9 protein-coding genes are annotated in these 11,706 nt (G+C 61.8%); 3 read left to right on the forward strand and 6 right to left on the reverse strand.

The window, feature by feature from the left end:
- Positions 1–28: 28 nt before the first annotated feature.
- From EN808_RS16555 to EN808_RS16580, 6 genes are all read right to left on the reverse strand, one after another.
- Entirely contained in the window at positions 29–1,180 is a 1,152-nt protein-coding gene (locus EN808_RS16555; RefSeq protein WP_135916395.1) for a glycosyltransferase family protein, read from the reverse strand.
- Complete coding sequence (locus tag EN808_RS16560) at positions 1,177–2,421, reverse strand: glycosyltransferase family 4 protein (RefSeq protein ID WP_135916396.1); 1,245 nt, start codon at positions 2,419–2,421, stop codon at positions 1,177–1,179. Before EN808_RS16560 ends, EN808_RS16555 begins: the two co-directional genes overlap by 4 nt.
- Before the next feature lies 1 nt (position 2,422).
- Positions 2,423–3,637 carry a glycosyltransferase family protein gene (locus tag EN808_RS16565; protein WP_127870132.1) on the reverse strand — a complete coding sequence of 405 codons (1,215 nt, stop codon included), beginning with the start codon at positions 3,635–3,637 and terminating at the stop codon, positions 2,423–2,425.
- A gap of 966 nt (positions 3,638–4,603) precedes the next feature.
- Positions 4,604–5,551 carry an ATP-binding cassette domain-containing protein gene (locus EN808_RS16570; protein WP_135916397.1) on the reverse strand — a complete coding sequence of 316 codons (948 nt, stop codon included), beginning with the start codon at positions 5,549–5,551 and terminating at the stop codon, positions 4,604–4,606.
- Positions 5,548–6,474 (reverse strand): ABC transporter ATP-binding protein, encoded by a 927-nt coding sequence (locus EN808_RS16575; protein ID WP_245464376.1) that lies wholly within the window; start codon positions 6,472–6,474, stop codon positions 5,548–5,550. The genes EN808_RS16570 and EN808_RS16575 overlap by 4 nt, the downstream gene beginning before the upstream one ends.
- 240 nt (positions 6,475–6,714) lie before the next feature.
- On the reverse strand, positions 6,715–7,680 hold the full coding sequence (locus EN808_RS16580) for a LysR substrate-binding domain-containing protein (RefSeq protein WP_245464375.1): 966 nt from the start codon (positions 7,678–7,680) through the stop codon (positions 6,715–6,717).
- Positions 7,681–7,887: 207 nt separating this feature from the next.
- Between EN808_RS16580 and EN808_RS16585 the strand changes: the two genes are divergently transcribed.
- From EN808_RS16585 to EN808_RS16595, 3 genes are all read left to right on the forward strand, one after another.
- Positions 7,888–9,726 carry an ABC transporter substrate-binding protein gene (locus EN808_RS16585; RefSeq protein ID WP_245464374.1) on the forward strand — a complete coding sequence of 613 codons (1,839 nt, stop codon included), beginning with the start codon at positions 7,888–7,890 and terminating at the stop codon, positions 9,724–9,726.
- A 101-nt stretch (positions 9,727–9,827) separates the two neighbouring features.
- A complete protein-coding gene (locus EN808_RS16590; RefSeq protein ID WP_245511725.1) occupies positions 9,828–10,835 on the forward strand; it encodes an ABC transporter permease in 1,008 nt (335 codons plus the stop codon).
- Entirely contained in the window at positions 10,832–11,704 is an 873-nt protein-coding gene (locus EN808_RS16595) for an ABC transporter permease (RefSeq protein ID WP_135916398.1), read from the forward strand. The genes EN808_RS16590 and EN808_RS16595 overlap by 4 nt, the downstream gene beginning before the upstream one ends.
- Positions 11,705–11,706: the final 2 nt, after the last annotated feature.

An 11,706-nucleotide genomic window follows, 5' to 3' on the forward strand; every position in this document is an offset into this window, starting at 1 on the left:
CGCGAATCCAACCCAGGCGCGGCCCGCGTCAGGATTTCGGCGACCAGGTTCGATACCGCTGACGCAGAATCTGCGCCGAGCGACGCGCGCCTTCCAGATCGAGACGGTGCGCGGCTGGCGTCGGCGCCCCAAACGCCTGTTCAATCGCTTGCGCCAGACCTTCAGGCGTCAGGTCCTTTTCGGTCAACACCGTTGCCAGACCGAGTTCTTCGAGCATCAGGGCGCGAACCGTCTGTTCGGTTTCCCCGCCGGCCGCAAATGGAACAAGCAGCGAGCGACAACCCGCGCGCAGCACATCGCAGACCGTGTTGTAACCCGCCTGCGAGACCGACAGGCGGGCGCCGGTCAGCAGGCTGGCGAAATCCTCTCTGAACCGGAAGATGGACAGGCCAGGCGTGGCATCGCGTGCGATCGTGTCAAACTCGGCTTTCGGCAGGTTTGGGCCGGTGATCAAACACCATTTCCAACCGTTTTTGGCGTTCCGCGCCGCTGCGATGGTGGAGTGAACAAGGCTCTTTCCGGCAGCCCCGCCGCCAACCGACACCAGAATGTCGAAGCGCTCGGAGGCCGCGGGCGATGGCGGCGCCGCGACGAGCCCTGTGTAGGTGACCTCAGCCCTGATCGCGCCGGCCAGTGGAAATGTCTTGTCGATGGTCGCGAAAGCCGGGTCGCCGTGGACCATGACCAGGTCGAAATGCCTGTTGATGAGATCGACTGTTTCCTCGTTTCGGCCCGGCTTGACGCGCTCCTGGAGGATATCACGGACGGACGTCGCCAGCAGCGGTCTGGGCGAAGTCGCGGCGATGGCCTCGATCAGCGGTAACAATTCGAAACGCATCTGCCGGCGTCCAAACGGAAACGCCTCGACAATGACGATATCAGGCCTGCAATCCCGGAATGCCCGCAGCAGCATCTCTGAACGCCGTTTCTTGAAAGCATCGTCGATGGGGATGCCCTGCAAGTCGACAAGCCCGGAAAATCCCTCATCACCGGAGGTGACAGGTGGCAGGGTTACGGACTTTACCCCCGGTCCCGGAAACCCGGAGACCGGCGCTCCGCCGGTCACGACGGTTACCTCAAACCCGTCATCGACCAGAGCCGCCGCGACGCGGCTGGTGCGTGCGAGATGGCCGATACCGAGCAGGTGCTGGACATAGAGGAACGCACGCAGCTGCTTCAACCGGCGGCCCGCCACTCGCGCTCGAACAGTTCCTTGAGCTGTCCAATGCTCGCCATATGATCGAAATTGCCGCGCACGCGCGCCTCCGCGGCGTCGCCGAGGCGGGCGCGCAGCACGGGATCACGGATCAGGCGCTCCAGCGCCTGTGCCAGGGCAATCGGGTTTTCTGTCGGAACCAGCAGCCCGGTTTCATCCGACGACAAGAGCTCCGGAACGCCGGAAATATCGGTGGACACGCAGGCAAGCCGCTGGCTGGCCGCCTCCACCAGAACATTAGGCAGACCGTCCCGGTCGCCATCCGCGGTGATCCTGCAGGCCAGGGCAAAGATGTCGGCGCGGCGGTAGTGCTCAAGCACCTCCTTCTGCGCCAGCGCACCTTTCCAGGAGATGCGACCATCCAGTCCGAGCCTTTTCGCCAGCGCCTTGAGCCGTTCCAGTTCCTCGCCGCCGCCGATATGCTCGAAACGCCAGTCCAGATCGCCAGGCAACAGGGCAAGGGCTCCCAGCAAGGTGTCGTAACCTTTCTTTGCGACGGCGCGCCCGACACTCAGAATGATGACCGGTCCGCTCTGGGCCGAGCCGTCATGTTGCTTTCGCGCCGCACTGAAACTGCCGAAGCGCTCAAGGTCGAGCCCATGATAGCTCAAATGCACGGACGAGTTGCCATTGGCGAGTTTTTTCAGGTGGTCGAAGCCGGTTTTCGTGCAAGTGACTGTCCAACGCGCCGAGGAAAGCTTGCCGGCAAGATCCCAGTCCGCCGAAGTCCAGATATCCTTGGCATGGGCCGAGCAGCTCCACGGCTGGCCACGAAGCTGGCTGGCATAGCGTGTCACCGATGCCGGCGTGTGCACGAAATGGGCATGCAACCACCCCGCGTCTTGCGGCCATTCGGCCGCCAGCACGAGCGCTTGCCCGAAGCGGCGTGCGCGATTGCGCGTAAAGTCGCGGGGGATATCGGCGGCCAGCGATCCGAGCGCGCGCCAGAAACCCGGCCGCGGCAAACAAGCAAACAGCGAGCGAAGCACGCGCAGCGGCTCGTCGTGCAGATATTCCGGCAGGTAGTGGACGGGCGCTTTGATCTCGTCATGCACGGGGTGGCGTTTTGCGTCGGTGGGCCGCCTGAGTGCGACGAGTATCAAGTCGAACCCCGCGCGTTCGAGGCCGAGCAGTTCCTGCGCGATAAAAGTTTCCGACAGCCGTGGATAGCCCTTCAGAACCACGACGATCTTGCGATGTTGCAAGTCAGATGGTTCCTTCAACAACCGAAAGGTGATGGCCGGCCCGCCGGTCCAGCAGTTCCGCGACAATCTCGGAAATATGCGGCAGCCCTTCCAGCGTCAGATGCGGATTACTCTGTGAGGGGCGGGACCGGTCCGGCAGCGCCACCAGTGCATCGGCAAACCGCTGGGAGTCCTTGGCTTCCTCCGGCAAAAGCATCTCGATGAGGCCGAGTTCGGCTGCGCGCCGAGCGCGGATCAGCTGTTCCTGGCGGGGCTCTATGCGCGGCACGATCAGCGCCGGCTTATCGAAAGACAGTATCTCGCAATAGGTGTTGTAACCACCCATCGCCACTACCGCCTTGGCGCCGGCAATCAGGTCTTCCATGCGATTGTCGAACTCGATGATCTTGATGTAGGGGATCTTGGACCCCTTCCTGAGCAGCTTGTTGCGCTTGCGCGCCGGCATGTAAGGCCCGAGCACGATCAGCGCCCTGTGCTGCAACTGCGGATCCTGATGATAGGCATCGATGACGTCGTGGATCAATTCGGCACCGTCGCCGCCGCCACCGGTGGTAACGAGGATATAGTCGCCCTCGGGCCGGTGGCCAGGCAACTCGTTCCGCTGCAGGCTCCGTTGCAGGAAGCCGACGAACCTCATCTTTGCCCTGACAGCCGGCGGCACATCCAAGCCGGTCAACGGATCGTAGAAATCCGGCGGGCCATAGGCCCAGACCTTGTCGTAGAACAGGCCTATCTTGCGCATCACATCCCTGCGCGCCCACTCTGCCTCGAGCAGGTGCGGCGCATCCATCACCTCGCGCAGGCCAAGCACCAGCGTGGTGCCCCGCGTCTTGAGGTAGGACAGCGTATCCTCAATCTCACCGCGCAGGCCGAGCGGTTCCTTGTCGACGATGAAGATATCCGGCCGGAAGGTCTCGGCCGTATGGCGGATGATCGACTGGCGCATCCTGAGCGTCTCATGCAGATCGATATCCTTTTCCAGCGAGGTGTATTCGCCGTTGCGCAACTTGATGACGCTGGGGATCTTCACGAAGTCGACACGGGCCCGGTAGTCGAAGGCGCCAGCGATGGTCGCACCCGAAATGATAAGCACCTGAAGTCCGCGGAAATCCTCGACCAGCGAATGCGCGATAGTCCGGCAGCGCTGCAAGTGGCCGAGCCCGAACGTGTCGTGGCTGTACATGAGAATTCGAGCGTTTTCTGCGTGCTGGGTCATTGTTGAACGTCTCTTAGAATTCTCGCCTTGAGGACCGTGAGCGGCGCGCCGGCTTCGAAAGCATCCTGGTTCTGAAAAATGAGGCCGCCATTTTCGATCTGTATTGCTTCCGTGGTGTGCCTGTCAGGCAGGCTTTCTGATTGCCTGAGTCCGAAACTTGTTGGATGACGAATATCGCCTCGGCGGGAGCGGGCCGAGACGCCCTGTTGGTGTCTGGATCGAAGGGGAACGTGGTATCCAAAAGATCGGCAGAAATCATCCCTCTTGATTCCAAAAAGTTCCGGTGTCTCCGAACTCCATTGATTTCGGAGCGGTGAAGGCGAATTATCCTGCCCATATAGCCAATTGATCGGTCGCCGGAAGTCGCACGGCCCATTTTGTTGTAGAACTCATTTCGCCCCATTGCTCTCGGTCTTGGGACCAAAGGTGCTGCCCATCAATCTCTTGACGGGCGGTCTGATTGTCATTCATCGACCTGAACTGAGCCATTTGTCGCCTAGGCTAGCTGGAATTTCAGCAAGAATCGAGTGGATGCCGTCGCTCACAACGCAGCGCCCGCGGGAGGGCGTGTGCAAGACCAGTTGCTTGTGGATCGCCCTGGCCTCCAATTCTCTCTTGGGCTGGCAGTTCGATGACCCGGCGCCGGCTGCCTTCGATGACCGGGTCCGTGATCCGCGCGTCTATGCGAACTTGGGCGCGAGGTGGGCGGCTGGCGTTGCGCCATAAACAAAAAATGCAGCTGGATCAACGGCTTGGATGTTCTGGAAACAATCGGCTGGGCATCATTCCAGTTTCGCGGTCCGCCTATGCCTGCCACTTTTAGGCTGTCTCGGAACCATACGGAGCGGCACGGAAAGATTTCCGATTTTGGCTCACGAAAACCTCAGTAAAATCAACATTCCGGATACATATACCGGCCCCAAGGCTGCCGGCTTTTTGCGCCAAGCACCGTCAACAGCGGTCCGATCAGGCCGTCTCGCGCACGAAATGGGTCGGCGAAACGGCATTCATGGGTAGACGGACCGGAACAAAATCAACGCCGCGTACCGCGCTGGGAATCTCATCCGACATCGGTTCGCGTCCAACCGGTCGTCGCGCCGGATCGGCGACGGGAACCGCCGAAAGCAGTTTGCGCGTATAAGGGTGTTGAGGATTGCCGAAGACCGATCGGCGGTCGCCGATCTCGACGATCTCGCCCAGGTACATGACGGCAACGCGATGCGCGATGCGCTCGACCACGGCCATGTCATGGCTGATGAACAGGATGGCGATGCCCATCTCGCGCTGCAGGTCCATCAACAGGTTGATGACCTGAGCCTGGATCGTGACGTCGAGCGAGGCGACCGCTTCATCGGCGATGAGGAGGCGGGGATCGAGCGCCAAAGCCCTGGCGATGCAGATGCGCTGCCGTTGACCGCCCGAGAAGGCATGAGGGTAGCGTTCGAGATGTTCCGGCGGCAGATGCACTTTTGCCAGCAGGGCCGCCGCCCGATTCCGCAGCTCACCGCCGCGCGCTATGCGGTGGACGCGCATCGGGTCGGTCAGGGCCTGCCCGATCGTCATCCGCGGATTGAGCGAGGAGAACGGGTCCTGGAAGACCATCTGCACCTCGCGCCGGAAGCTCGCAAGGGTTGCCCGCCCCGCGCCGATCATCTGCTTGCCGTCGTAGCGAATGGCGCCGGACAAGGGCTTGTCCAACTGCATGATGCTGCGCGCCACGGTCGACTTGCCGCAGCCCGATTCGCCCACCAACGCCAGGGTCTCACCGGGGAAAATATCGAAGGAAACGCCCTCCACCGCATGAACCCGGCCGGCTATGCCGCCGAAGATACCGCCCCGCAGGTCGAAACGCGTAACAAGCTCGCGGACCTCGACCAGCGGCTTTCTGTCCGTTGCGTGCGGTGCGACGCTCATGCCGAAACCTCCGGCTGCGAGACTTCGGCATTGTATATGACGAGCGGGAATTTCTCGGGCCCATCCTTGTCGGCCATGCTGCCCAGCCTTGGCACCGCCGAGATCAGCGCGCGTGTGTAGCGGTGTCGGGGATCCACGAGAATCTGGTTCACCGAGCCCGATTCGACGATCTCGCCCTTCAGCATGACACAGACGCGATCGGCGATTTCCGCGACCACGCCCATGTCATGGGTGATGAAAAGAACAGACATGCCGATCTCGCGCTGCAGTGCGCGGACAAGATCCAGAATTTGCGCCTGGATGGTGACATCGAGCGCGGTGGTCGGCTCATCGAGGATCATCAAGGAGGGGCGGCACGCCAGTGCAATGGCGATCATGACGCGCTGGCGCATGCCGCCGGACAACTGGTGCGGATATTGGTCGAGCCTGAGGGCGGCGTCGGGCACGCGCACGAGCTTGAGCACGTTCAGCGCGATGTCGCGCGCCTCGCGCGGCGACTTGCCCTGGTGTCTCGTGATCACCTCCGCAATCTGGTCGCCGACGGTGAACACCGGATTGAGGCTCGACATCGGGTCCTGGAACACGATCGAGAACTCAAAGCCGCGGAGCCCCTCCATGCGCTTTTCGGAAAGCCTTGTCAGGTCGGCTACGCCGCCGTCCTTGAGCCTCATCAGGATGCGGCCGCCCGTGATCCTGGCGCCATCATATTCGGTCAGGCGCATTACGGTCATGGCGGTGACCGATTTGCCCGAACCTGACTCGCCCACCAATGCCACCGTCTCGCCACGCTTGATCTGGAACGATACGCCCTGAACAGCCGGCACCACCTTTGTCCCCCTTGCCCCGAAGCAGACTTCAAGGTCCTCGACCGAGAGGATCACATCGTCGGGAAGGCTCGCTGTGGCGGCGGACTTGACGGTCAAAAAGGCACTCCAGGCGCAATGGTCGCGACACTCGGTATCGAACGCAGCGAGCATGTGGGCTGTCAATAGGGCCCATCACCCGGTCGCCTGGAAGCCATGCCTTGGAATGGCCCGGAATGCCTCGCCAGACGGCATCGGCCCTGCGATTGTCAGGCTTCCCGGCGCTCCACCCGAAGTTATGCAATCTCTGCATCGCTCTGTCGGATTTCGCATTAACTCGCCAATGGACCCTAGAGCCGCTCAGCGCATGGTCAGTGTCGGATCAACCAGGGTGCGTCCGCGCGCCTGCTCGGCGGTTCGCGAGAGATATTTCCACAGCGCTTCGCCGTCCCGGCTGCGCGAGCCCACACGGCGGAAAATCCTGATCTCGATCTCCAGGGACAGCTGTTGTCCGCCAATCTGGATGAGTTCGCCCTGGGCGATCGATTTGTGAACGCAGATCTGCGGCAGCCAGACCACGCCTTGCCCGGCGATCGCCATCTGCTTCAGGCCTTCGGCAAGCGAGGACTGGTAGACGATGCTGAGATTGAGAGGACGCCGCCAGCGCGACTGGATGAGCGAGATCAGCTTGCCGAGATAGCCGTCGCTCCAGGAATAGGCGAGGTAGGGAATCCTGGTGCCTTCCGGCACATCGACATCGAAGAGCGGCGCTCCCGTCTGGTCGACACCAGACACCAGAACGAGGCGATCCCTGCCGATTTGAAGCGATTCGAAGGGTCCGCCCTCGAGGACCGGCGGACCGTCAGGGTGATCGTAGGTGATGGCGAAGTCGCATTTGCCGGACGACAGGTGCTCAACGCATTCCAGGAAGTCGCCCGTGTGCATGCTGCTGCGGACCGGCGCATTTGGCATTTCGGGATGGCTGATCCACTTGGGAAAAAAATAGATAGCCAGCGTATGAAGCGCGGCGAAAGTGAGAAGCCGTGAGCTGGCGCCGGCGGCGTTGCGGCAGTCCGTGCGCAGGCGGTACATGTCGCGAAGCATTTCCTGGCAGCGCGGAACGAAAATGGCGCCCGCGCTGGTGAGGTGCACCGGATATGTGCTGCGGTCGATAAGTTCGGCGCCGACCCAAGCCTCCAGCGCCTTGATGCGCCGGCTGAAGGCCGGCTGCGAGATATTTCGGGACGCCGCGGCGGTCGAGAAATTCCGCGTCGCTGCGATCTCGAGGAAGTCTTCAAACCACGCCAGCTCCACAGTCGACCTCATGCATTATTCGCATAACCGATCCTATCTACGCATTGGACAGTGGCGCAAGCCTGCTCCTAGCTTTCGCACGCAACGATAAAAAGACCTCGAGTCAATTGTGGGAACATATTCATGAAAATGAAACGTGCCTTGGCATTAGCCTTCTGCATGGGCATAGGCGCTTTTGCGTCGTCCGCCGTTGCAGAAACCAAGAATCCCGGAACGTTTGTGTTTCTTTGGACTGACGATGTTCAGTCGTTCGATCCGGCCTACATTGCAAACACGCCGAGCTCCTACGGCGTGCTCAACGTCTACAGCCGCCTGTTGAACTACAACGGCTCCCAGATTTCCGAATTCGTGCCTTCATTGTCGTCGCAAGTGCCGAGCCTCGAAAACGGCCTGATCAAGCAGAACGCGGACGGTTCGGTCAGCTACACCTTCCCGATCCGGAAGGGCGTCCACGCCCACAAGGTCGGCGTCAAGGGCGACGACGGCAAGATCACCTGGCAGTACTATGACGGGCTGACTGACGAGCAGAAGGCCAAGATCGAGCCCGGCTATGGCGAGATCACGGCCGAAGACGTGCGTTACTCGCTGCTGCGCGCCATCCTGATGGGCCAGTCATGGATGTCCAACGCCATCACCGAGGTGGTGACGGCGAGCAAATACACCGACGTCGCCAAATGGGTCGAAACCGAAGGCAAGGTATCGGACATCAAGGATGCCAGCCCCGAAGCGCTACGCAAGGTCTATGACGAACTCGCGTCGCAGATCACCGTCGAGGGCGACAATGTCACGCTGAAGCTGCCAAAATCCTTCCCCGCCACGCTTGGCGTTCTGGCGCTGCCGTTCGGTGCTTCGATCGTCGACAAGGAATGGGTCGGCTCGGTCGGCGGGTGGGATGGCAACGGGGACAACTGGAAGAAGTACTACCGTCCCGAACTCGGCGACGATCCGCTGTTCGCCCAGGAGAACGGGACCGGTCCGTTCATGCTCGATGAATGGGATCGCACCGATCGCCGCATCACGCTGAAGCGTTTCGACAATTACTTCATGGGCAAGGCCTCGCTCGAGCGCGTGGTCATGCGCACGGTTCCGGAATGGACCACGCGTCGGCTGCAGTTGCTGTCCGGCGATGCCGACTTCGTGACGACGCCCGTCGAGTTCCTGGACGAGCTCGCCAAGACTGATGGTGTCAAGGTCATCGACGGCCTGCCCAAGGTGTTCAGCCGTGGCCTCTATTTCGCGTGGCCGCTGGATGATGCCGACAACCCCGCCATCGGCAGCGGCAAGCTGGACGGCAACGGCATCCCGCCGGACTTCTTCTCCGACATCGATGTCCGCCAGGGCTTCAACTACGCCCAAAATTACGATGCGCTGATAAAGCAGGCCCTGCTCGGCAAGACCGTGCAGGCGCGCGGCCCGACCGTGCGCGGCATCATGGGCTACCGCGCCGACTCGCCGATCTACAGTTACGATCCGAAAAAGGCCGCGGAGCACTTCAAGAAGGCCTTCGGCGGCAAGCTGTGGGATACCGGCTTCACCTTCACGGCCTATGTGCAGGAAGGAACGCCGCAAGGCACGGCGGCACTTTCCGCGCTCCAGCAGGGACTGCAGCGGATCAATCCGAAGTTCAAGATGAAGATCCAGTCGCTGCCCTGGGCCTCGATCTCGGACAAGCTCAACAACCGTGAAAAGCCTGCCTCGCCGCTCACCTACATGGGCTGGGGACCGGACTATTCCGACCCGGGTGGTCCGCTGGGTGCCGCGACCTACTATCTGTCCCCGACCGGTCTTGTCGGCGGCATGCTCGGCCAGGGCTACCGCGACCTGATGGCGGAGAAGTTCAAGCCGCTTCTCGACCAGGCCTGGGCCTCGAGCGATCCCGCCGTGCGCGAGCCGATCTATGCCAAGCTGCAGGACATGTCCTACGACTATGCCACCACGCAGTTCCTCTGGGAGGACTTCGGGTACATCGTCACCCGCAGCAACATCGACGGCTACGTGCACAACATGATCCTCTACGGCGCCTGGGATTTCTATCCCGTCACCAAGAAGGCCGATTAAAGAGCTTCGGGTTTCACCGGGCGCCATCGTCGCCCGGTGAAACGGCTATTCCTCATGGTGCGGATGCTGATGTGCTGAACTACGCTTTGCGGCGGCTCCTGATGTTGCCCGTCGTTCTCTTCGCCCTGTCGCTGATGCTTTTCGCGCTGCAGATGTCGCTGTCGCCGACACAGCGCCTGGCGGCGTACGCGCCGTCCCCGGACTTCCTCAAGGGCGGCCAGGACAGCATTCGCAGGATGATTGAGCAGTATGGGCTGAACGATCCCTTCTACATTCAATACGGACGCTGGATCGGCAACATCCTGACGGGCAATCTGGGCTGGTCCGAGACCGCGCGCCAGCCTGTTGCCCACGCGCTGGCTTCCCTGCTGCCCGCGACGCTGGAACTGGTCCTGCTGGCGTTCATTCCTGGCTTTCTGCTCGCCATCTACCTGGGTTCGCGGGCCGGCATCCATCTCAACCGCTGGCCGGACCATGTGATCCGCATCTTCACCATCCTGGGCTGGTCGTTCCCGGTCTATGTCTTCGGACTGCTGATGCTGCTGATCTTCTACTCCGCGCTTGACTGGTTCCCGCCCGGGCGCCTCAGCCAGTGGGCCCAGGCCGCCGTCACCTCGCCCGGCTTCACCCGCTACACCGGCGCGAACACGATCGACGCGCTGCTCAACGGCAATCTGGCCATTTTCTGGGATACGCTCAGGCATCTCGCTGCCCCCGTCATCACCCTGACCTACGTCAATCTTGCCAACATGACGCGTGTCATGCGCACGTCGATGCTGGAAACGCTGCGCCAGGACTATGTCCGCACGGCACGCGCGAAGGGCATGTCCCGGCGCGTGGTGGAACTGCATCATGCCAGGCGCAACGCGTTGCTTCCGGTCACGACGATCGCCGGAATGGAGCTGGCCGCCATGATGGGCGGCGTCGTCATCACCGAAACCATCTTCGACTATGCCGGCCTCGGCCAGTTCGCGGCCAAGACTGCCGCCAATCTGGATTTTCCGGCGGTGCTGGGCTTCGGCCTCTACTTCGCGGTCGTTCTCGTGGTGCTGAACCTGGCCGTCGACCTGATCTATCCGCTGCTCGATCCGAGGGTGAAGAGGCGATGAGAGCCCTTGGCTATCTGAAGCGTAACCCGATCTCGCTGGTTGGCGTGCTGCTGTTGCTGGCATTCGTGCTGATCGCGATTTTCGCGCCTGTGCTCGCACCGCCGCAGGAATTCCAGATGTCGGTCTACGACACGCCGAGAGCGGGCTTCCTGGCAACGCCGCAACCGCCGTCGCCCGAGGCCATCTTCGGAACCACCGAAGGCCAGTACGACATCTACTACGCCGTGATCTGGGGCACCCGCACGGCCTTCAAGATCGGCCTCGGCGTCGTCGCCATCTCGGTGCTGATCGGCACGATCATCGGATCGCTCGCGGCCTTTTACGGCGGCATAGTGGACGAAGTGCTGATGCGTATCGTCGACGTCTTCATGGCGGTTCCCTTCCTCATCGCCGCCATGGTGCTGACTGCCCTGCTCGGCAAGGGGCTCGGGCCGATAACCATCGCGCTGACGACGTTCGGATGGATGGGTTACGCGCGTGTGGTGCGCAGTGAAATTCTGCGGATCCGCGAGATGGATTTCGTCAATGCGGCGAGAAGCTACGGCGCCGGCGATTTCCGGCTGATCGTGTTCCACATCCTGCCCAACGCGTTCTTCCCCGTGCTGGTTCTGGCTACCATGGCCACGGGTTCGATGGTGCTCACCGCGTCCGCCCTGAGCTTCCTCGGAGTGGGCACGGAGGAAGGCTACGCCGACTGGGGGCAGTTCATCGCCTATGCGCGCAACTGGATCGTCGGCCAGCCCGGCAACCCGTTCCAGTACTGGTACACGCTTGCCTTCCCGGGAGCCGCGATCTTCCTGTTCGTGCTGGCGTGGAACCTCGTCGGCGACGCTTTGCGCGACATTCTCGATCCCCGCCATACAAATTGAAA

The sequence above is a fragment of the Mesorhizobium sp. M8A.F.Ca.ET.165.01.1.1 genome, from assembly GCF_004792065.1.
In the GTDB taxonomy this organism is placed as follows: domain Bacteria; phylum Pseudomonadota; class Alphaproteobacteria; order Rhizobiales; family Rhizobiaceae; genus Mesorhizobium.

Bases quoted from the DNA above. Each gene is read 5' to 3' on its own strand.
- EN808_RS16565 (WP_127870132.1), bottom strand. From the start codon at position 3,637: ATGACCCAGCACGCAGAAAACGCTCGAATTCTCATGTACAGCCACGAC.
- EN808_RS16570 (WP_135916397.1), bottom strand. From the start codon at position 5,551: ATGAGCGTCGCACCGCACGCAACGGACAGAAAGCCGCTGGTCGAGGTC.
- EN808_RS16580 (WP_245464375.1), bottom strand. From the start codon at position 7,680: ATGAGGTCGACTGTGGAGCTGGCGTGGTTTGAAGACTTCCTCGAGATC.
- EN808_RS16590 (WP_245511725.1), top strand. From the start codon at position 9,828: ATGTTGCCCGTCGTTCTCTTCGCCCTGTCGCTGATGCTTTTCGCGCTG.
- EN808_RS16595 (WP_135916398.1), top strand. From the start codon at position 10,832: ATGAGAGCCCTTGGCTATCTGAAGCGTAACCCGATCTCGCTGGTTGGC.